At 62.1% G+C, this 20,187-nt stretch carries 22 protein-coding genes; 13 read left to right on the top strand and 9 right to left on the bottom strand.

The window, feature by feature from the left end:
- Positions 1-49: 49 nt before the first annotated feature.
- The 5 genes from HP556_RS14785 to HP556_RS14805 are packed head-to-tail and all read left to right on the top strand — an operon-like array spanning position 50 to position 3,816.
- Positions 50-871, top strand: coding sequence for an ABC transporter permease (locus HP556_RS14785; protein ID WP_309947350.1), 822 nt, complete (start codon positions 50-52; stop codon positions 869-871).
- A complete protein-coding gene (locus HP556_RS14790; RefSeq protein WP_175367538.1) occupies positions 868-1,674 on the top strand; it encodes an ABC transporter permease in 807 nt (268 codons plus the stop codon). The genes HP556_RS14785 and HP556_RS14790 overlap by 4 nt, the downstream gene beginning before the upstream one ends.
- Positions 1,671-2,429 carry an ABC transporter ATP-binding protein gene (locus HP556_RS14795; protein ID WP_175367539.1) on the top strand — a complete coding sequence of 253 codons (759 nt, stop codon included), beginning with the start codon at positions 1,671-1,673 and terminating at the stop codon, positions 2,427-2,429. The genes HP556_RS14790 and HP556_RS14795 overlap by 4 nt, the downstream gene beginning before the upstream one ends.
- On the top strand, positions 2,426-2,758 hold the full coding sequence (locus HP556_RS14800) for a hypothetical protein (RefSeq protein ID WP_092138836.1): 333 nt from the start codon (positions 2,426-2,428) through the stop codon (positions 2,756-2,758). Before HP556_RS14795 ends, HP556_RS14800 begins: the two co-directional genes overlap by 4 nt.
- A 2-nt stretch (positions 2,759-2,760) precedes the next feature.
- Positions 2,761-3,816: an ABC transporter substrate-binding protein gene (locus HP556_RS14805; RefSeq protein ID WP_175367540.1), complete on the top strand. Its 1,056-nt coding sequence runs from the start codon at positions 2,761-2,763 to the stop codon at positions 3,814-3,816.
- Between the two features lie 125 nt (positions 3,817-3,941).
- Here HP556_RS14805 and HP556_RS14810 read toward each other — a convergent pair whose 3' ends face one another.
- The 5 genes from HP556_RS14810 to HP556_RS14830 form a co-directional block, all read right to left on the bottom strand.
- On the bottom strand, positions 3,942-4,688 hold the full coding sequence (locus tag HP556_RS14810; RefSeq protein ID WP_175367541.1) for an SDR family NAD(P)-dependent oxidoreductase: 747 nt from the start codon (positions 4,686-4,688) through the stop codon (positions 3,942-3,944).
- Between the two features lie 136 nt (positions 4,689-4,824).
- Positions 4,825-5,793 carry an MBL fold metallo-hydrolase gene (locus tag HP556_RS14815; RefSeq protein ID WP_420878667.1) on the bottom strand — a complete coding sequence of 323 codons (969 nt, stop codon included), beginning with the start codon at positions 5,791-5,793 and terminating at the stop codon, positions 4,825-4,827.
- An 80-nt stretch (positions 5,794-5,873) separates the two neighbouring features.
- Positions 5,874-7,079 (bottom strand): NAD(P)/FAD-dependent oxidoreductase, encoded by a 1,206-nt coding sequence (locus tag HP556_RS14820; protein WP_175367542.1) that lies wholly within the window; start codon positions 7,077-7,079, stop codon positions 5,874-5,876.
- 121 nt (positions 7,080-7,200) lie between these two features.
- Positions 7,201-7,530, bottom strand: a complete 330-nt coding sequence (locus HP556_RS14825; protein WP_139285859.1) for a hypothetical protein — start codon at positions 7,528-7,530, stop codon at positions 7,201-7,203.
- Between the two features lie 101 nt (positions 7,531-7,631).
- On the bottom strand, positions 7,632-8,576 hold the full coding sequence (locus HP556_RS14830; RefSeq protein ID WP_175367627.1) for a helix-turn-helix domain-containing protein: 945 nt from the start codon (positions 8,574-8,576) through the stop codon (positions 7,632-7,634).
- Positions 8,577-9,055: 479 nt separating this feature from the next.
- On the opposite strand from HP556_RS14830, the gene HP556_RS14835 reads away from it, so the two are divergent.
- Positions 9,056-9,901, top strand: coding sequence for a tetratricopeptide repeat protein (locus HP556_RS14835; protein ID WP_175367543.1), 846 nt, complete (start codon positions 9,056-9,058; stop codon positions 9,899-9,901).
- A gap of 83 nt (positions 9,902-9,984) precedes the next feature.
- Here the strand turns inward: HP556_RS14835 and HP556_RS14840 are convergent, their stop codons facing one another.
- Positions 9,985-10,185, bottom strand: coding sequence for a hypothetical protein (locus HP556_RS14840; RefSeq protein WP_175367544.1), 201 nt, complete (start codon positions 10,183-10,185; stop codon positions 9,985-9,987).
- A 241-nt stretch (positions 10,186-10,426) separates the two neighbouring features.
- Between HP556_RS14840 and HP556_RS14845 the strand changes: the two genes are divergently transcribed.
- Positions 10,427-10,858, top strand: a complete 432-nt coding sequence (locus tag HP556_RS14845) for a hypothetical protein (RefSeq protein WP_210269198.1) — start codon at positions 10,427-10,429, stop codon at positions 10,856-10,858.
- 117 nt (positions 10,859-10,975) lie between these two features.
- Here the strand turns inward: HP556_RS14845 and HP556_RS30255 are convergent, their stop codons facing one another.
- On the bottom strand, positions 10,976-11,380 hold the full coding sequence (locus tag HP556_RS30255; protein ID WP_175367546.1) for an Imm63 family immunity protein: 405 nt from the start codon (positions 11,378-11,380) through the stop codon (positions 10,976-10,978).
- A 153-nt stretch (positions 11,381-11,533) separates the two neighbouring features.
- Between HP556_RS30255 and HP556_RS14855 the strand changes: the two genes are divergently transcribed.
- Complete coding sequence (locus tag HP556_RS14855) at positions 11,534-11,767, top strand: hypothetical protein (RefSeq protein ID WP_175367547.1); 234 nt, start codon at positions 11,534-11,536, stop codon at positions 11,765-11,767.
- A 30-nt stretch (positions 11,768-11,797) separates the two neighbouring features.
- On the opposite strand, the gene HP556_RS14860 is transcribed toward HP556_RS14855, so the two are convergent.
- Entirely contained in the window at positions 11,798-12,817 is a 1,020-nt protein-coding gene (locus tag HP556_RS14860; protein WP_175367548.1) for an arsenate reductase/protein-tyrosine-phosphatase family protein, read from the bottom strand.
- A gap of 150 nt (positions 12,818-12,967) precedes the next feature.
- Here HP556_RS14860 and HP556_RS14865 point away from each other — a divergent pair, with 150 nt between their 5' ends.
- The 3 genes from HP556_RS14865 to HP556_RS14875 all read left to right on the top strand — a co-directional run bounded on the left by HP556_RS14865 (position 12,968) and on the right by HP556_RS14875 (position 14,328).
- Positions 12,968-13,405: a lipid-binding SYLF domain-containing protein gene (locus tag HP556_RS14865; RefSeq protein WP_068731288.1), complete on the top strand. Its 438-nt coding sequence runs from the start codon at positions 12,968-12,970 to the stop codon at positions 13,403-13,405.
- Between the two features lie 393 nt (positions 13,406-13,798).
- On the top strand, positions 13,799-14,017 hold the full coding sequence (locus HP556_RS14870) for a hypothetical protein (protein WP_068731389.1): 219 nt from the start codon (positions 13,799-13,801) through the stop codon (positions 14,015-14,017).
- Positions 14,018-14,139: 122 nt separating this feature from the next.
- The gene (locus HP556_RS14875) at positions 14,140-14,328 is read left to right on the top strand and encodes a hypothetical protein (RefSeq protein WP_068731284.1); all 189 of its coding nucleotides are present in this window, start codon (positions 14,140-14,142) and stop codon (positions 14,326-14,328) included.
- 43 nt (positions 14,329-14,371) lie between these two features.
- Here the strand turns inward: HP556_RS14875 and HP556_RS14880 are convergent, their stop codons facing one another.
- A complete protein-coding gene (locus tag HP556_RS14880) occupies positions 14,372-15,346 on the bottom strand; it encodes a VOC family protein (protein WP_175367549.1) in 975 nt (324 codons plus the stop codon).
- A gap of 208 nt (positions 15,347-15,554) precedes the next feature.
- Between HP556_RS14880 and HP556_RS14885 the strand changes: the two genes are divergently transcribed.
- Positions 15,555-17,540, top strand: coding sequence for a tannase/feruloyl esterase family alpha/beta hydrolase (locus HP556_RS14885; RefSeq protein WP_175367550.1), 1,986 nt, complete (start codon positions 15,555-15,557; stop codon positions 17,538-17,540).
- Between the two features lie 199 nt (positions 17,541-17,739).
- Entirely contained in the window at positions 17,740-19,926 is a 2,187-nt protein-coding gene (locus HP556_RS14890; RefSeq protein ID WP_175367551.1) for a TonB-dependent siderophore receptor, read from the top strand.
- Positions 19,927-20,187 lie beyond the last annotated feature (261 nt).

Genomic DNA, 20,187 nt, shown 5'->3' on the forward strand with positions numbered 1-20,187 from the left:
CTCGCAGATAAAAACAAAGCGGCCAGAACGCTGGTCAAAGGGAGGTCGCGTGCTCGTTGCGCCCGGTCAAAAAGTGCGGTCCCGCGTCGCCTGGCGCGGCATGAACTCGCTGGTGGGCGCAGCCTTGTTCGTGGCGCCCCTGCTGGTGCTCGTCGCCATCTGGGCGATCGTGGTCCCGCTGTTCAATGTCAATCCGCGGATTTTTCCCTCGGTCGGCTCGGTGGCGGAAGCAGCGGTTGCCGCGATCGGCGATGGCTCGCTCATCCGCCACATCGGCGCGAGCATGCTGCGTGTGGGACTGGGCACGTTTCTCGGCGTGCTCGTCGCCGTTCCGCTTGGCATCGCCATGGGCGTGAGCCCTGCGGTCTCGGCATTTCTGACGCCGCTGTTTCGCTTCTTCTCTGTGCTTGCCGGCATCGCCTGGATACCGATCGCGACATTGTGGTTCGGCTACGGCTTCGGCGCCATCATCTTCGTGATCTTCAACGCCGTCTTCTTTGTGGTCGCCTACAACACGCTGCTTGGTGTCTCCACCATTCCGATGACGATCCGCAATGCAGCCGCGTCGCTCGGTGCCGGACGATGGGCCTTGCTCACCGAAGTGCTGCTGCCGGGTGCGCTCCCCAATATCGTGACAGGCGTGCGCACCGGGCTCGGCTTCGCGTGGCGCGGCCTGATCGCGGCGGAGATGATCGCGACCAATGTCGGACTTGGCTACATGCTGTTCGTCGCCCGTGACTTCTATCGCACCGAAGTGATCGTGCTCGGCATGATCGTCATTGGCGTGCTGTGGCTATTCATCGACCGGTTGCTGCTCGTTCCGCTGGAACGCGCGACGATCGAGCGATGGGGACTGGTGAGGCGCACATGAACATTGCACTGAGATTCTGGAGCGGCTACGTGCGCACGACGCATCGGTGGCCAATTATCGCGACCATCGTGCCATTTATTCCCGTGGTGGCGATCTGGAGCATTGTCGCCAATTCAGGCATGTTTCCGCGCGCCTTCTTCCCGGCGCCGGTGGATGTGATGCGGTCGTTCATTTCCCTCACCTACAAGGGAATTTTGCCGGACTATCTGCAGGACAGTCTGATCCGGCTGCTGTTCGGCGCAACCATCGGCGTCGCGCTGGGTATTCCGCTCGGCATCCTGATCGGCTCCAGCCGCCTCGCGCATCGCATCTGCTGGCCGGTGCTGCTGTTCTTTCAGGCCATCGGCGATATTGCGTGGCTGCCGATCCTGCTGATCTGGTTCGGCTTCGGCCTCACCACCATGACGTTCGTCATCGTCTACACCGTGCTGTTTCCGATCGTGCTGAGCACCGTGCTCGGCGTGCAGTCGGTGCACCGCGATCTGGCCCGTGCCGCCCAGAGCCTCGGCGCTTCGCCGATGCGGGTGCTGTGGGAAGTGACGCTGCCCGGCGCTTTGCCGAATATTATTACCGGCCTGCGCAATGGCCTCGGCTATGGCTGGCGCGCGCTGATCGCGGTGGAGATCATCGTCGGCACCAGCGGCATCGGATTCATGATGTTCGATGCACGTCGTGCCGGCTCAACGGTCGAGATCCTGCTCGGCATGATCGTTCTCGGCACTCTTTGGTACATCGTCGATGCCTGGATCCTTGCGCCGATCGAGCGCGCAACGGGCCAGCGGTGGGGATTGGTTACGTCATGAAAACACTGTCGCTGAAAAATCTTCGCAAGACCTATTTCGATCCCTATGCGGGATCGCAGGTCACCGCCGTCCACGACGTCTCGCTCGACGTCGAGCAGGGCGAATTCGTCTCCGTCGTCGGTCCCTCCGGCTGCGGAAAGACGACAATCCTGAACATGATCGCGGGCTTCATCCCCTATACGGGTGATGAAATCCTGATCGACGGCAATCTCGTCAAGGGACCGGGTCCGGATCGCGGCGTCGTTTTCCAGTCGTTCGCCCTCTTCCCGTGGAAGACGGTGCTGGAGAATGTCGGCTTCGGCCCGAAGATGCGGGGCGTGCCAAAGGACGAGCGCGACCGCACTGCGCGGGAATATCTCGCGCTCGCCGGCCTCTCGCATGCCGCGGATCGCTACCCGAATGAACTGTCCGGCGGCATGCAGCAGCGCGTCGGCGTCGTCCGCGCATTGGCCAACAATCCGGCCGTGCTGCTGATGGACGAGCCGTTCGCCAGCGTCGATGCGCAGACCCGCATGACACTGCAGGAAGAGCTGACGCGGATCTGGCAGGAGCGCAAGCCGACCGTCATTTTCATCACACACGATGTGGCGGAGGCCGTGTTCCTCGCCAACCGCGTCGTCGTGCTGTCCAAGGGCCGCGTGCTCGATCAGATCAAGGTCGATCTTCCGCGTCCGCGCGTCTGGGATCACCTGATCGAAGATGAAACGTTCAAGCGTCTATCGGCGCAGGTGCTGCAAATGGTGCGGGCCGCATGAGTATTGCGCGAGATGTCATTCGTTCGACCCGCGGGCGTGTGGTGCTCGCTGTCATCGCCGTGTGGGCCGCGTTTCAGGGCTGGCTGAGCATCGAGGCGCCGGGCAAGATTTCCAAGGAGCTCGCCGGCGCGTCCGACAAGGTCAATATCCAGATCGATATGCCGTTTACGCCGGAGCGTTTTCACGTTCTGGCGTTTCAGAAGTATGGGCGGATCGCCGGAGCCGACGATCATTCCATCGGACTAAGGGGTGTGAAACGAACGGACCTCAACGCGGTTGCCCGGCCTTACTGGGTCACGAGCGTGGGGCCAATCAAGGAGGAGGACTGATTTTGAAACGCATATTATGGGCCTTAACTGCCGTGATGCTGGCTTGCGTGCCCGCACAATCGCAGACATTGACGAAACTGAATGTCGGCATGGTCAGCGCCATCGACATGCTGGCGATCCCGGTGGCACTGGAGCGCGGTTACTTCGAGAAGCAGGGTCTCGATGTCACCATTGCGCGCCCCTACGCAACCGGCGTTGATGCGCTGAATGCGCTGCAGGCCGGCGAGACCGAGATCCTGCAGGTCGGCGTTCCGATGATCGGCGCCGTGCTGCGCGGCATGGATCTCGTGGCGCTCGGCAATTACAGCGGCAGCGCCACCAAGTCCGGTTCGGACGCGACAATGGCGATCATCGCCCGTGAGGGATCGGGCATCGTCAAGGGTGACCTCAAGAGCCTCAAGGGCAAGAAGATCGCGACCTCCTTCGGCACCGTCAACCATCTCTATATCCTGGCACTGCTGGAGAAGGCCGGGCTCAAGCCCGACGACGTCCAGCTGGTCAACACGCCGCCGCCGGATATGACGGTCGCGTTGCTCGCCAAGGGCATCGATGCGTTTTCCGGCTGGGATCCGTGGCCGATCATCGCGCAGAAGGACGTCCCCGGCGCCTTCGAAGTGATCCGCGGCGGCGATGTCATCGCCTATCTCGGCTATGTCGTCTCGCTTCGGTCCTGGGTCGAGAAAAATCCGGAATCGACGGAGAAATTCCTGGCCGCGACCTCACAGGCCGACCAGTGGATGCGCAAAAATCCCAAGGCCGCCGCGCAGATCGGCACCCGCTGGATTCCGGGCCTGAAGCCGGAGATCGCCGAAGCCGCCATGGAGTTTAATGTCCAGCAGCTTGATCGACGTCTTTCGGCAAATAGCTACAAGGCACTCTGGAGCGCGCAGGATCGGCTGCAGCGGCTGGGCGTGCTGAAGGCGACATTCGACGTCACCAAGAACATCGACGCCAAGCCGATGCTGAACGTCATGAAGAAGCATCCCGAACTATTCGCCGATCTGCCGCCCATTCCGGCTGAGGTGGCGCTCGGACCGGATTTCACGTTCAAGCCATGAATAAAGGAGGCGGTCCGCGCAATCGCGGACCGCCTTTTTTCTGATCGATGCATCAATCGAAAACGCTAGCTAGCAGCGTCGTGCTTTTGCGAGCAGCTCACGTTCATCCGCAACATCAACAGCACCTAAGCCAGTCCCAGGCCGCCATCAACAGCAACAACCTGGCCCGTCATCCATTCCGAAGCGGGACTCGAAAGCCTCACGATCCATTCCGCCAGGTCGTCAGGAACGCCGCGCCGCCCGAGCGGTATGCGCGCACGCTCCTGCTCCTTGATTGCCGCAGCCTGTTCCGGGGAGAGCCCCATCATGCCCGTCAGCGCGCCCGATTCCGTAGGCCCTGCCGCCACGGCGTTCACGCGTATGCCGAGTGGTGCAAGCTCCAGCGCCCAGCAGCGCGTCAAATGCTCCAAAGCCGCCTTGCTGGCGGCGTAATGAGACAGTCCAGCCACCGGCTTGTGACCGAAAGTGCTCGAGACATTAACGATCGTGCCCCGTGTTGCCTTTAGGTGAGGAAGAGCAGCAGAGGCGAGGAGACTTGGGCCGAGCACATTGACGGAGAAAATATCCATGATCCGATCGGCTGTCGCGTCTGCCAGCGGAAGGATTGCACCTGCGCCCGCGTTGTTGACCAGGGCATCAACCCTGCCCCAAAGATCGATCGTCTTGGCGATTGTGCGCTTGGCATCTTCGGCGGAGGCTGCATCCGCCACCATGCCGGCTATGTTCGCATGCTCGGCAATCGTTTCTTCAATTGGGCCGGAACGGCGGCCGGTCACGAACACCTTGTTGCCTTCCCTTGCGAAGCGCAGCGCCGCCGCCTTCCCTATGCCGGAGCTGCCGCCCGTTACAATCACGACCTTTTCACTCTGCATTTTCAATCTCCTTCTTGCCAAGATGACGCGGCTTGGCCCCACGACGCTGCAGTCCATCTGAATCGGCGCTGCTAAAACCAGGGCGCGCACGCATGAACGCCAAGAGGGCGCGCCCCGGTCTTAACCCGGCAAACGATCAGTAGTCCCAGGAGATCGGAACCCAGCGAAACGCGTCGCCATCGATCGCCACGTGGCCGGCGGACGGGAATGGCAGATGGGTCGCGACCAACAATTCGCCTGTTGCCGCCAGCTCCCGCAACAGAAGGGTCCGCACGCGCGCTGCTTCTTCGGGGTCGTGCTCGAAACCGTTGTGCCAATCGGGTTGGTCAAACCCGACCGTGAACACGGCGTCGCCGGCGAAGGTCAGCGCGTCACCGCCGGATGCCAGGCGGACGACACTGTGTCCGGGCGTGTGGCCGCCGGTCCGACGTACGATGACTCCCGGCGCCAGTTCGTGCTCGTCCGTGAATGTCCGAAAATGCTTTCCATATTCGGCCATGAACCGCTTGGCGGTCGCCCGCAGCGCGTCCGGGAATCCGGGCGGCATTTGGGTGTGAGAGAAATCGGGCGCTTTCCAGAATTCGACCTCGGCGGCAGCCACGTGGATTCGCAGATCCGAACGCAACTGATCCTTCACCCCTTCGACGAGCAGTCCGCCGATATGGTCCATATGCAAGTGCGTCAGCACGATATCGGTGACGCATGCAAGATCGATCTCGGCAGCGGCCAATCGCTGGATCAGTTGTCCGGCCCGCGGCAAATGCAGGTCCGGGTCCAATCCCAGCCCGGCGTCGACAAGAATGGTCTGCTCGCCACTCTGCACGACGACCACGTTCAGCGGCCAGTCGAAAGCGTCCGGCGGCAGGAACATGTCGCGCATCCAGGCGGCCCGAACGGCGGGGTCTGCGTTATGTCCCAACATGGAGGTTGGGAGTGGCAACACGCCATCGCTGACCACCAGCACGTCGATGTCGCCGATTTTCACTGCATAGCGCGACGGAACGAGTTCGTTACGCCCCGACTTGACGGGGGCTGATGTCGTATCAAGGTTCATGTGTTTCTCCTTCTGGGTATTTTGCTGAGTTTTTTGAATCGTCTGTGTCATCTGTGAGTCCTCCTGGTTGATCGATGGTGAGAGCTGGCCGCGCTCCTGCATGGAGCGCGGTCCTTTCTTGTGTGGGGTGGCTAGACTTCGGTCACATGCTCCGGATCGGCCGAGGCGAGAGCGGCAGCACGCTCGGGCTTCGGCGGATAAATCCAGACGGTGTTGATTTCCTGCTTGGTCTTCTTGGCAACGTCGCCAACCATCTCGACCTTGCGATCCCAGCCGCGCGTGAACAGTGCGCCGGCTTCGCCAAGGTCGAGACAGGTGACGTAGCCCTTCTGGTGATATGGCCTGGTCGCCATGCGCAACAATTCGGCGGCGGCATTGTTGCCGGCAAAGGCGCCCATCCGCGTCGCATGCTGGCACGACATCAGCGCGTAATTGCCGACATCGTCGCTGGCCGCTCTGGCGGCATCGCCCGTGGCAAAGACGCCAGGTACCGAGGGTACGCGCAAATCGCGGTCGACCAGCAGCCGGCCGAAATTGTCGCGCTCGGCTGGGATCTGCGTGGTCAGCGGCGCAGCGCGAATGCCTGCCGCCCAGATCACGGTCTCGGTTTCGATACGTTCGCCGTCGGACAGTGTGATCCCGGATGCATCCAGCGAGGCAACGCCGGCACCGAGCCGGGTCTCCACACCGAGCTTGCGCAGCGCCTCCTCGATGATGGGACGTGGTCCCTCGCCCATGTCGGGAGCGATCGCGCTGTTTCGTTCGACAATGATGACGCGCGGCCGGGCGTCCTTGCCGAGGATCGCGCGAAGCCGCGCCGGGATTTCGGTCGCGGCTTCAATTCCCGTGAAGCCGCCGCCAGCTACGACGATGGTGTCGCGTCCGTTCGACGCCGGCCGGTTAGCCAGGCCATGCAGATGCTTGTCGAGCGCGATCGCATCGTCGAGATTGTCGACGCTGAAACCATGCTCCGCGAGGCCGGGAATATTCGGACGGAACAACCGGCTTCCGGTCGCCACGACCAGCCGATCGTAGGAGAGCGACTGTCGCCTATTGTTGGCGGTCGCGACTTGCACCGTGCGGGATGCGGTGTCGATCGTCTCGGCGCTGCCTTTGATATAGACGACGTCGACGGCCTTGAGGACATCCAGCAAAGGCGCCGTCAAGGTTTCGGGCTTCGGCTCATAGAGCCGCGGGCGAATGACCAGTGTCGGCTCGGGTGCGACCAGCGCGATCTCGAGCTCTTCGGGCGAAACGCCCTTGATGTCGCGCAGGCGGGCTGCGGACAATGCGGCGTACATGCCGGCGAAGCCGGCGCCTATGATGACTATTCGCATGTGATGTTCTCCTTGGGTTTAAGTTGCTCGGCAGTACGCGCGTCACCGCGCCGCTTCTCACCTGCGGCAAATTTGTTGCGATCAACGATGACGCGAAGACGGGAAACGACGAGGTGAGCCCCTATGGAGGGGTACAGTCCAGCATCGACGCCAGTTGCATGGGACGTTCACATTCGGCGCGGCAGATTCGCGGAACCAGCGGCCGGTCACGATGAAAGATGATCGGCTGTGCGAACGTCAGCGGCCGGTCGTTCAAAGCCTGGATGTCATCGCTCACGATGATGGACAACGAGGGGGTGCTGTCTTGGGCGGGCTGCGCTGGCTTCTCGGCCTCTTCGCCCGTCGATGTCGTCAGTCGAATGGTCAGTGAAAGTCCATATATCAGAGAGCTCGTGACGACCCTCCGTCGCGGTATCATTGCAAGTGGGTCGACGAAGGTCTTCCAGGCCATTGTCTGTCTCCGTCCGTTATTGGCGTGGGCACGGTGATGATCTAGCCGATCGGATCTGCAACTGCCCCAGAGCGATTGACGTACCTGTCGAGAGATTGCGGCTAACGCGTCCGTCGGCGCCAATCGCTTGGACTTTCGCCGGTCAGCTTCCTGAACGCCGCTGCAAACGCTGTCTGCGAGGCATAGCCAAGCGCCGCAGCCACCGACACGACCGATGCGTCGGTGTCGCGCAGCATGTTCATGGCCTGCTCGAGCCGGTGTTGGCGCAACCAGGCATGTGGCGAAAGCCCGGTGCTTTCCTTGAAGGCGCGGCAGAAGTGAAAGCGCGATAGGCCGGCATCCGAGGCCAGGGCGGAAAGAGAGACGTCCGTATCGCTGTCCGAGCGCAAACGTTCGATGGCACGTAGCAGCGTCTTCGGCGCCAGCCCGCCCATGGTCTGCTGGAACGTGGTTGGCGCGCCGGTGTGCGCAGCCAGCAGGCGCGTGGCCAGAAGATCCGTCACTTGCTGCCTGAACAGGGCATCCAGGGCCGCATTGCCCTCCAGGACGTCCGCCGCACTTATAAGCAACCGCGATGTGATGGGATCGGGATGCGCCGTTCGCTCCAAAAGGTCGCCAGGAGCGGCGATGTCGGCTTCGTGGGCAACGCGCTCGAGTATTCTGTGCGGAAGATAGAGCTGAACGACATCGACAGGTTTCGGAATATCCCATCGGGAGCTTGATCCTTCTGGAATGATGATCACAACCCCGGGACGAAACGTTCCAATCGCAACCGATCTTCCTGACCGCCGCTCCATGCGCTGCATCGAACCGTTGTAAGCCATGATGACGTGATGGGTCATCGGCTCGACGACGTCGTGCAATGGCTCATGTTTCCAGTGGGTGATTCCGGCACCGGAGGAATCCAAAGCCATATGAAATGGTGTGGTCCCGAGCACGCGGGACATCTCCGCACCGGCAGAAGGCCGCTCGGCATGGGACGGAGTTTCCTGGGGCGCCTCAGATGCGGCTGCCGGGTCATTCGAACGATCGTGAGGCTTGGTCATGGACGTGCACCCGCAGCAAGGGTTCGTGTGTGTCCGATGAGACCCGTACCGCCCATGACGATAATCCTCATGACTTTCCTCCGATTGTTCAGGCCATCCGTGGCCTTGCTCCTGAAAGCACTGCCAGAATGCGCGCGGACGGGCCGGAAAGCCTTGTAGGCACCTTGAATTGCCGTTGAGTTTTCCTTGGCTTCTTGTGCAATCGACGCGCGGACGTGCAGTTTTCATTCAAAAATGATTGCCTGGACGCCGATCAGCGCGAGCTCAAGCGAGGCGCCCGAACTCGTCGCTGCTGGACCGAAGCCGTTCGATCTGCTGCTCTTTCCGGTCCCGAACAATGACCCGAAGCGGAAACCGAGGATCCAATCATCGCTGATGAACTATTTGATCTGCGACCCCGACCAAGGGACAAATGAGCGTCCGGGGAATGGCGGTCGGGTATCCCGGCTGCTCCGGACAAGGTGCGGAGACCACATGCGATGCAGATGCGCTTCTCAACATACCGGTTGTTCGCATGCATGGGCGTGGTGCTTCTCGCCGGGTTGCCGGGAGTGGCCGCCGCAGACGAGTCGGATTCCTGCATAAAGCTGTCGGATGACCTCGCGGTCGCGGGGTGCACGCGCACCATCGACTCGCACCAATACACGGGTCGAAGCCTCGCGCGGGTCTATGCGCGTCGCGGCGGGGCGTACCGGGCACAGGGCGACCTCACCCACGCCATGACGGATTACAACGAGTCGATGCGGATCGATCCGACCTATCCGTCTGCCTACAACAATCGCGGCAACGCTTGGTACCACAGCGGAAAATTCGATCGGGCCATCGCGGACTATAACCAGGCGATCCAGCTCGATCCGAAATCAGGGCTCGCCTACGCCAACCGTGGCAGCGCCTGGGGCGCCAAGGGCGACTTCAACCGGGCCATCGAGGACTTCGACCGGGCGATCCAGCTCGATCCGAAAGATACTGACGCCTACTACAACCACGGCAGCGCCTGGAGCGGCAGGGGTGACCTCGATCGGGCCATCGCGGACTACGATCAGGCGATCCAGCTCGATCCGAAACATGGGGCTGCCTACGTCAACCGCGGCAACGCCTGGGGCACCAAAGGCAATTTCGACCGGGCCATCGCGGACTTCAACCAGGCGATCCGGCTCGATCCGAAAGATACCAAAGCCTATTACAACCGCGGCATGGCGTGGGAGAAGAAACGCAGTCTGAAAGAGGCATTGGCTGACTTCAAGATGCACGCGCGACTGGCTCCGTCCGATCCAGAAGGCCTGAAGGCGTTGAAGCGCGTATCGAAAGAATTGAGCGCAATATGACGGGCCGGCGCTGAGCGAAGCGATACCCATCTTGCGGCATTGATGGGTTTCGCGAAGAGCTCAACCCATCCTACGCGCTAATGTTACAGTGCTTCCGGCTTCAGATATTTCGGAGGATCGTTGCGATCCTTCTCTCTTTTCAGATTGTAGGCATCCAGTACCTGCTGACGCTTCTGTGCCGATTCAGACAAATTATGACGCCAATACTGAAACATCCAGACGGCGCCGGCGATAGCAGCCAGAATAAGGATGCCTTCTGTACGGGTGAGTGGTGACTTATTCATGCGACGCCAGCATTTGATCTCGTACGGCCTAAATGGCTTACGATCATTCCACGACAACATTGTTATCAGAGATATAACTGCGCATGATGAAACTCGGCGGCGTTGCCCTGCCTCAACAGCGTAGCCCGCCTGTTGCGATGCCCATCCGGGCTGCGCTTACGGCACTCGCCGCATTGAACATTCCTGCCGGATGTATCGACCAAGCGTCATGCCTCCGACGTCTGATATCCCCACCCCTCCCATGTCCCGCGTCTCGCAATGCCTGATCGACATCGGGCGCATGATCGTTGGCCTGATCGCGGCGATTATCATCGCGCCTTTGGCCACGGGAGTTCTGCTGCAGCTCAGCCTTCGGCCCACCGGCGGACTCGCCGCGCATCTCGGCGCGGTCGTCACGACGGCTCTGCTGACTCTCGTTTTCGGCGTGGCGGGTTCGTTCAAGGCCACCGTTTTCATCGCCCTGCCCGGAATCCTCTTTGCGCGATGGGTCGGGATCATGTCGCCCGCGATGTGCATGATCGGTGGCGCCATCACCGGCGGCGGCTTCTTCGGCATCAGCGCCTCCATTGGCTCCTCACTCCCGACCGAATGGGGGCTGATCGCCGCAGCGGCCTGCGGCGGGAGCCTCGCGGCGCTCGCTTACTGGTGGCTGGCGGAGCGTCACATCCGGTGACCGACGCGGCACCGCCAATGAGAACAATTGGCCTGTTTTGGGATCGACCGACATAACAAAGCCTGTCGCGCCGCCCATTGCTCACATCACGTCTGCTTTCGCAACGATGCATGCCGATCAACGACCGTCGACATAAGGATGACGCGAGAGGATATCGTCGAGTCCGGCGCGGCAGCGATCCGCCCATGCAGGATCGAGCCGGCCCAGCAATGCGAGCTGATGCGCAAAACGCAGGCGCCTGATATCGCCGGCGTTGGAATTGCGGTGCATGAGTTCATAGTTTCCGGCCATCGCCAAGGTGATGGTCTCGAAAGTCCAGTACATCAGCTCATCGAGATCGTCGGTGGTCCGCATGTCGTATCGCTCGCCGCGTTCGACGAACATGTAGTGGAAGTGCCCGTCATGCTCGATCAGCGCACGGCCGGAATCGACATGCCGATACCCCGGCAGCAGCTCCTCGGACGCATGGATGCGTGCGGCAAGCACGCGGATGCGGTGATCGACTTGCTCAAGGGGTGTCACGGCAGCGGCCTCGTGATTGGCCGATGCGGCCGTGGGACGGTGGCGATAAGTCGGGATAACTGCGCACCAGGTTCACGCAACAAGGCGCAAAGCAGCCGCAATACGGCTGAACCCGATCGTCGCGCTCGCCGACTGATCGAAAGGAGTTAGTCGATGTCCGAGCCAAGCCCCCCTCTGGAATTCATCATGCAGGCGTTGGCGTCAAAGCCGGAAGAGCGCGGCTGTCTATTCTACTCCGCGCTGACATTCGCCATCGGCCTCTGCGTTGCCGAGTTGTGGCCATTTGGCGGCACGCAGGCCGACGTCCTGACCGGCTATGGGATCGTGGTTGTGGCGGTCGGCAGCGGCGTGTTACTGGTGAAGTGGTTCTTTCACAGCATCAATTGACGCGGGCTTCGTAGTTCACAGGCGTTGGCCTTACGCCACGCCTGCGCGACGCACGCACGGCGCAAACGGATCGACCGCCCACGCCTCGCCGGATTTGAGCCACGCGCGGCTGATCTCAAGCCAATCCGCCAGCGGCAGCAACCGGAGACCAGAGGGCGTTGCCCAGCCCTGCGCTTCCGTCACGAACGGCGCATCGTCATGAGGGCGGCGCACGATCTGGACCACATGGGTGATCCCGCGTGGCCGCGGATGGTTCGCGGCCCATACCCCGCCCCCCTGTCGCAAGCCGATCGTGGCAAAGCGCGGCAGGCTTTCGAGATCGATCCGATCGCCTTCGAGAATAAAACCGGTGCGAGCCTCGATGACCTCGATCATGCGATCGGACCAGGTCGAAATCCCGGCAATCTCACCGGCGCTGAAGACGCCGCTTCTGGATGCATCATTCATCGCTTGCATCGCACTGGACAGCAGCAGCGCAGCCCAGCCGGAGCAATCGATGACCGGCGGATCCCACGCAAGTCCTTCGGACTTGACGCCGCCTTTATAGCCGACCTGCCCCACATGGCGCTCGACGAGTTGCCACATGGCGGGAGCGATCAGACTCGTATGGGGAGGTTCAGCCAGCTCACGCACCAGACGCGCGACATGCGTTTTCAGCTCGCCCAGCGCGACGTCGGGAGGCGCCACGTCGATGTCATGCACGCGCCAATAGGTCACGCGATCTTCCCAACCCGGAAAGCGCGTCACCAGCAAGGTGCGGTGCTCGGCCTCCTTCACGGCCACGATCATATCGGACGCTGCAAGCGCATCATGCGTACAGGGTGCCGGCATCCGCGACGCGCCAAGGGGCGCAATGCCGTCGATGGTCAGAGCGTCGATGGTCTGCCGCGCCATCGGGCCGACATTGTCCTTGCCCCGCTCGATGGCCAGGGCGTGAGACGTCGCCTCCCAGTCCAGACCGGCACGGCGCGCCAGGTGATTGAAGAGTTCTTCCGCATAGCGGCTGCGATAGTAGTTGCCGGTGCAGAGGAAGAGGACGGTCCTGGCCATGGTCGAGTGTGTTTGGTGGGGCCTGCATTTGTCAATTGCAGCGCCCTAGCCGCCCGCCCAGCGCCGAAGGCCCATGGACCCCGCGGCCATTTTGCTGAATTGTGCCGGCCTCGCCTTGCGCCAACGAATCATCCCTCGGAGGACACCCCCATGTCGCGCTCGCTTTTCCGCACCACCCTCGTCGCCGCCCTCGCTTTGATCGGCGCAAGCCTGTCCTCCGCAGCTTTCGCCGATAGCGGCACGATCCGCATCAATGTGCTGAAGGGCGGCTGGTTCATCGGCGCGTCGGGCGGTTCGGGCACGCTGACCTTTCGCGGGCGGACCTATCCGCTGTCGATCGGCGGCTTGAGCGCGGGCCTGGTGTTCGGCGCGTCGCAGACCTATCTGTCCGGCCGCGTCAGCCGCATCAACAGCCCGGGCGATGTGGCCGGCGTCTATGGCGCAGGCGGCGCGGGGGCTGCCGTCGGCCGCGGCGTCAGCGCCATCGTGCTCACCAACGAGAAAGGCGCGCTGCTGGAACTCAGCGGCCGCCAGACCGGATTGATGGTTAATGCCGATCTCTCGGGCCTCGCCATCTCGCTGAGGTAAGCCGCGAGCCCATAAGCGGAGCACGGACGCCTTGCTCCAAGGCGCCCGTGCAACACATATCCGCGAACCGACGCCCCGGCGCACGATAGGCCGCATTCGGGAATGGCGCTTTATCAAGCCCCCATTCAGCGAAATGGCAGGGGGTCATCGATCGCGCGAATGTGCACGCGACGTCATCGTGGCTTCACACTCGCTAAAGATTTTATCGATCCCTTTTTGCGCTCTGGTGTGCAGCGCAATGCGCGCGACGCGATGTCGCGCAACACCGCGTGAAGGTTCACGCCCACACTTCAAAACAATGTCACCAGCCGTCATCCACGTTTCATCGCACGGGCCAAGATACGCCCCAATGCGCCAGCATGGTCCGCGCAGCTCGAGACGACGGAGTGTATCATGACAACCGACCCGACACCGAAGTTCGACGCAAACTATGTGGCCACGCTGCGCCAGGTGCTGGATATCGCTGTGCAGCAGATCGCCGTGCAGCATCGCACCCCAGCGACGAAGGCGATGATGGCGGAGACCATCGTGCGCCATGCGGCCGGCGGCATCACCGACGCTCATGCGCTCGTGTCGCACGCCGTGACCGCAGGCGCCAACGGCGCGCCGTAACGTTGCTGCGCAATCTTTCGCAACGCAAAAAGCGGGAACTGCCACGTATTTGATGGCATGCCGCCACGTCTTCGCCAAACCGGGCGGCGAAGTTCCATCGAAGCCGATGGAAAACGATACCGATGATTATGTCAGAAAATTATTTCAGAGACCGCGCGGACGATTGCAACCGCCTCGCCCGCGAGGAGAGCGATCTGGAAATGCGCGGCATGCTCTGCGATCTCGAACTGGATTATCGCGCCAAGGCACTCCATGCTGCGGCCCATGGCTGGCGCGACGCGCCGCGATATTTCGAATTGGCTGAGGCGTAGGCCTGTCGCGCGCGACAGCAGACCGGCCGAATCTTTCTCAATCTTAAGCTTTCACGAGCCGCACCTGAGTGCCCCAGGGATCGGCGATCATAATGCCATCTGCAATCGACTCGCCTGACAGGCCCGCCGCCGCAAGACGGCGCTTGCGGTCAGTTATGACAGCATCATCGGCAATACGGAGCGAGAACCAGGCCAGCCCGGTCTCCTGCGCGTTGCGCGGACCACTGCCGGCGCTCTGCCATGTGTTGATGCCGATGTGATGGTGATAGCGACCAGACGACAGGAATGCGACACCCGGCCGGCCAAGCCGCGTCGGCTCCATCCCGATCAGCCCCTCATAAAAATTGCGCCCGCGCGCGACATCGCCGACGCGTAGATGCATGTGGCCGATACGCAGCGCCTTCGGCGCGGTGTGATACTGATCGCGGGTTGTGTCCGTCTGCGCCACGATGTTGTCGATGTCGAGCTGGTCGGTTCCCATAGTGACCATGTCGCCGGTCCATTTCCACGCCGATGGCGGCCGGTCCGAATAGACCTCGATGCCGTTGCCCTCGGGATCGGTGAGATAGGAGGCTTCGCTGACGTGATGATCGGCAAAGCCATCGAACGGCGTGCGCGCCAGTGCAGCATGGACCAGCCAGCGCGCGAAATCGGCGCGGCTCGGCATCAGGAACGCGGTGTGAAACAGCCCCGCGGTGGTCTGCGCTTCCAGTGGCGCATCGGGCCGATGGATCAGATGCAGCAGCGCCACGCCATCGACGCCGAGCACGACCTCGGTCTTGTCCGTGCTGATGGTGTCGAGCTTCAGCAGGTCTGTGTAATAGGTCCGCATCTTGCCGAGGTCGCGGACACGAAGCGCGGCGGCACCGATCCGCATCGGCGTCTGCTGCGCGAAGGGGAGCGGTGACAACGCGGCCGGGCCGGAATCGACACCGCCCTCGGCCCGCACCGCGCCCATCAGCGCGGTCTGGCTGGCAGCGAAGGCGGCGAGCTTCATCACCTGTCGGCGCGTGGTCATGCGGGGGTCCATGGCGGCAGAAGGGGTTCAAGAGCGGATCATTGTGGATAGCAGGCGACCATACGGGGTCAAATCACATCGCTGTAGGCCCAATCCGCGGGCCTTTTTTAACATAATGTTACGTTCCGACATCGTTTTGGTAGTTGATCGCAGGGGCGAAGTGAGGAGAACTCACCCCAACTCAAAAATAAAACAGACGGGAAACGCCATGTCGACAGCCCCCCACATCGTCCATGATGACAACCGCGCGCGTGCCATCGTGACGGCGATAGCCTTGTTTGCCGCGCTATGCGGCACCACCGCCCCCGCTTCCGCACAACAGCTCGGCTGCGACGACGGTATCAAGACTGCATTTCATCCCGATGAGGCCACCACCGTGGTGGCCGTGCGGGCGATCAAAAAGGGCGAGGAACTGGTCGCACAGGATTCGCCCCGCCCGATCACCATGGCGGCGGACATGTGCCTTGTGAAGCTTCTGGTGGGGCCAGGCTTCACGGCGGAAAAGGACAAGACTGCACGCTCCTGGTCCGAGGGCATCGGCATCGAGGTCTGGCTGCCGACATCGTCGAACTGGAATACGCGCATCCGCAATTACGGCGGCGGCGGCTGGGTCGGCGGTGGCCATCGCACTGCCGACAAGATCGGCAGCAAGGTGCCCGCCCTCGTCAACGCCAATATGGGTTATGCCTCGGGCACCACCGATGCAGGACAACCCTGGTATCAGGACGGCTCCTTCACATTCCTCTCCGACGGCAAGGTCAATGTCGAGGCGTTCCGCGACTTCTCGGTCCGCGCCATGGTGGAGCAGGCCGTCAAGACCAGGGCGCTCGTCACGCTCTATTACGGCAAGGCGCCGGCTTACGCTTATTACGACGGCCACTCGCAGGGTGGCCGGCAGGGCATGAAGATCGCCCAGGACTATCCCGAGCTCTATGACGGCTACATGATCGCGCAGCCGGCGCTCAACATCCCGCAATTCGGCACGGCTGCGCTGTATCCGCAGATCGTGATGAAGACCGAGCTCGGCTTCACAGCACTCGACAAGCCGAAAGCCACCGCCTTTGCCACCAAGATCGACGCCGCCAACAAACGCGCACTCGCAGCCTGCGACAAAGCCGGGATCGGTTTCCTGCTCGATCCGTTCGCCTGCGATTACGATCCCGCACGCGATGCCGCAGCTCTCTGCAGCGGCGAGGCTGGCCAGGGCGTTACCGGCAGTAATGCCGATGCGGCAACCTGCATGAGCATCAAGGAAGCGATGGCGCTCGACAGGATCTGGTTCGGCGCAACGCCCGATGGCAGCTATGACGCCGCGCAAAGCTCCGACAGCCGCAGTGGCAAGGTGCTCGGCACGAAACAGGTGTGGTGGGCCTTCACCAGGACCACGGCGATCGGCAGCCAGATCACCGGTACAGCCGCCGGCAGCGTGGCCCTGGCCCTGCAGGACGTCCGCTACGCCGCCGATGCCAGCGCCACCAACCCGTCGGACATTCCGTTCAACAACGGCTCGACCACTGAACGCAACAAGTGGCAGGAGCTCAGCTATGCCGGTCTGGCCGATACGGTGAACAAGAACCTTGCCCTGCAGCCCACCCTGTTCAGCAATCTCGGCACTGACAAGGCGGATCTCGGCAAGTTGCGCGATCTCGGTCGCAAGATCATCGTCTATAGCGGCCTTGTCGATGACGCGATCCCGCCCGCCGGCAATGTCAACTATCACGAGCGCGTCGCCGCACAGATGGGCGGTCATACCGAGGTGCAGAGGTTCATGCGGATGTATCTGCTGCCCGGTTCGGCCCACAGCTCGCAGGGCCGCGCCTATACCGTGGGCGGCCAGAACGACTCCGTGCCGCTGCCGAAACTACCCGGCAATGCCAACCAGACGCCGACGCGTGAGCAGGATCAGTTCTTCACCGCGCTGACGGACTGGGTCGAGAAAGGTGTGGCTCCCGGCGAGATCGCACTGACGTCGCGCGACAGCAAGTTGAGCTATCCGGCTTGCGTCTATCCGTTGCGGACAGTGTGGAATGGTGGAGCAGTGACACAGGCGGGAGCTTCGGCTGCAAGTAGCTGTCATTCCGGCGGCGCGAGAGCGAAAGCTCTCGCCTCTCGTTCGTTATGGCCGGACTTGATCCGGCTATCCACAAATTGCCGCTCGGTACGCTCCTGCGATTTTAACGATTCTAGTGTGTAGAGGTTCTAACTTGGCAGGTAATGCCATGCGCGATTTGATGTCCTAGAGACCACGCAGGAATCGGGCTCAGTCAGTCCGAACGACATGCGGGGCGTTATCGGTGGGGATCGTCGAAAGAAAAGTCACCAAGGCAATGTGTCTTGGTGCAGCGAGTTCTATTGTCTTGTTGATGGGCCTGTCAGCGCAAGCAAGCGCACAAATGCTTGCGCAAGCCACCGGCACGGAGACGCCTTCAGCGCGCGCCACGCAGCTGGATCCCGTCATCGTTCAAGGCAGCGCAGACCGGCGCGCCAAACCCAAGAACACTGCGCGCAGCAGCGCGTCGCGCACCGCCGCACGGGCGGCGCGCACAGCCACGCGTCAGGGAACAGTCACTCCGAGCAATGTGCCGGGCGCCCGCGCAACGGAATCCGCATGGGGCCCCGTTCAAGGCTATGTGGCCACGCGAAGTGCCACGGGCACCAAAACAGATACGCCTCTGATCGAGACGCCGCAGTCGATTTCGGTGGTGACGCCGGAGCAGATGCGCGACCAGGGCGCGCGAACCGTCGGTGAGGCGCTAGCCTATACGGCGGGCGTGCAAACCCAGCCCTATGGCTACGATGCCCGCTATGACCAGTTCCTGATCCGCGGATTTGCAGCTAACCAATACGGCAACTACCGCGACGGCCTGCGGCAGGGTAACGGCTCCTTCGCCTATTTCCGCAACGAACCCTACGGTGCCGAGCGTCTCGAAGTGATGCGCGGTCCGTCCTCGGTGCTATACGGCGCCAACGAAGCCGGCGGCATGGTGAACTATGTCAGCAAGATGCCGCTTGAGAAGCGGCTCAACGAAGCCGGGCTCGATATCGGCAATTTCAATCGCTATCAGGGCCGTTTCGATTTCAGCGGGCCGACGCTCGACAACGACAAGCTGCTCTATCGCTTCACCGGCCTGGTGCGTGACAGCGGCACGCAGATTCCCGGCACCTGGGACGATCGCGTGTTTCTGGCGCCGAGCTTAACCGCAAAGCTGGGCGAAGACACGACGCTCACGGTGCTGGCCGAATACGAGCGCAGCAAGACGTCGATGTGGCCGTATTATTTGCGCAACCCGGCGACGGGCGTGGTGACCAATATTCGTCTCGGCGATCCGTCATTCGATGCGCTCACGCAGTCGCAGGCCTCGGTCGGCTACAGGCTCGAACATCGCTTCAATGAGGCTGTGACGTTCCGGCAGAACGTCCGGCTCGGGCACGTGTCGTTCGAAGGCAACATGGTCGATGCGCTCAGTCTCGCGCCCGACGGCCGCACGTTGAACCGCTACGCGGCAACCTTCAAGGAAAGCCTGAACACCTTCAATATCGACAATCAGGTCCAAGCCAGGTTGGCGACCGGCCCGATCAAGCATACGGTCCTGGCCGGAGTCGATTACTTCCGGCAGGGAACGACCTTTGGCTCCTATGCGGGCGCCGGTCCGTCGCTCGACCTGACAAATCCTGTTTATAGCACTTCGGCGCCGACATTGCCCTTGTCGCTTCTAGGCGCCAACAGCCAGACTCTCGGTCAGCTCGGACTTTACGCGCAGGACCAGATGGCACTGGGCGGCTGGCGGCTGACCATCGGCGGCCGGCAGGACTTTGCCGAGCTCTCGGACCATAACGACCTGTCAGGCGTGACCACCACGAGCGACCCAAGCAAGTTCACAGGCCGCGCAGGATTGCTGTATCTGTTCGACAACGGGCTCGCGCCTTACGTCAACTACGCGACATCGTTCCTGCCGCAGACCGGCACGACGCGCGGCGGCACGCCGTTTGCGCCGACCACAGGCGAATCCTTTGAGGCCGGCATCAAGTATCAGCCGCTTGGCTGGAACAGCTACTTCACGGCGACCTGGTTCAACCTGACCAAGGACAACGTCCTGACCACCGATCCGGTCTTCGGTTCGCCGTACTCGGTGCAGACCGGCCAGATCCGCTCACGCGGAACCGAACTGGAGGCGGTGCTGTCTCTGGCAGAGGGACTCAAGGGTGTCGCGTCCTATAGCTATACTGACGCCACCGTGACTCGCAGCAACGGGGCCGATCTCGGCAAGGTGCCGATCGGCGTGCCCACCCAGCAGGCGGCGATTTTCCTCGACTACACCTGGCAGAGCGGTCCGATCGCGGGCTTCGGTGTCGGCGCCGGCGCACGCTGGATCGGCCAGACCTGGGCTGACGACATCAATACGATCAGAAATTCTGCGATCACAGCGTTCGATGCGGGTGTGCATTACGATTATCGCGGCATGCGCCTGGCCGTGAATGCGCGCAATCTGTCGGACGAGCGTGTTCCGATCTGCAACGGCGGCACTTGCACCTTCACACAGGGGCGCACCGTTCTCGGCAGCCTGACAGCGCGATGGTGAGCGCGCGCCTGCGAAACCTCTGCTGAAGCAGTTCTGGCTGCAGGAATGACGTGAAACGACGGAGCGGCGCAGGCGGATAGCTTTGAGGGCAAGTAACCGTAGCCTCAACATCGATTTGTTGGTCCAGGCAATGCACTCTCATTCGTCATGGCCGGGCTTGTCCCGGCCATCCACGCCTTCCTTTGGCACGGCTCAAGACGTGGATGCCCGGCTCAAGGCCGGGCATGACGTGGAGAGATCGGTGCAGATCACGAGCGGCTG

Origin of the sequence: Tardiphaga robiniae, from assembly GCF_013359755.1 — a bacterium.
Taxonomy (GTDB): domain Bacteria; phylum Pseudomonadota; class Alphaproteobacteria; order Rhizobiales; family Xanthobacteraceae; genus Tardiphaga; species Tardiphaga robiniae.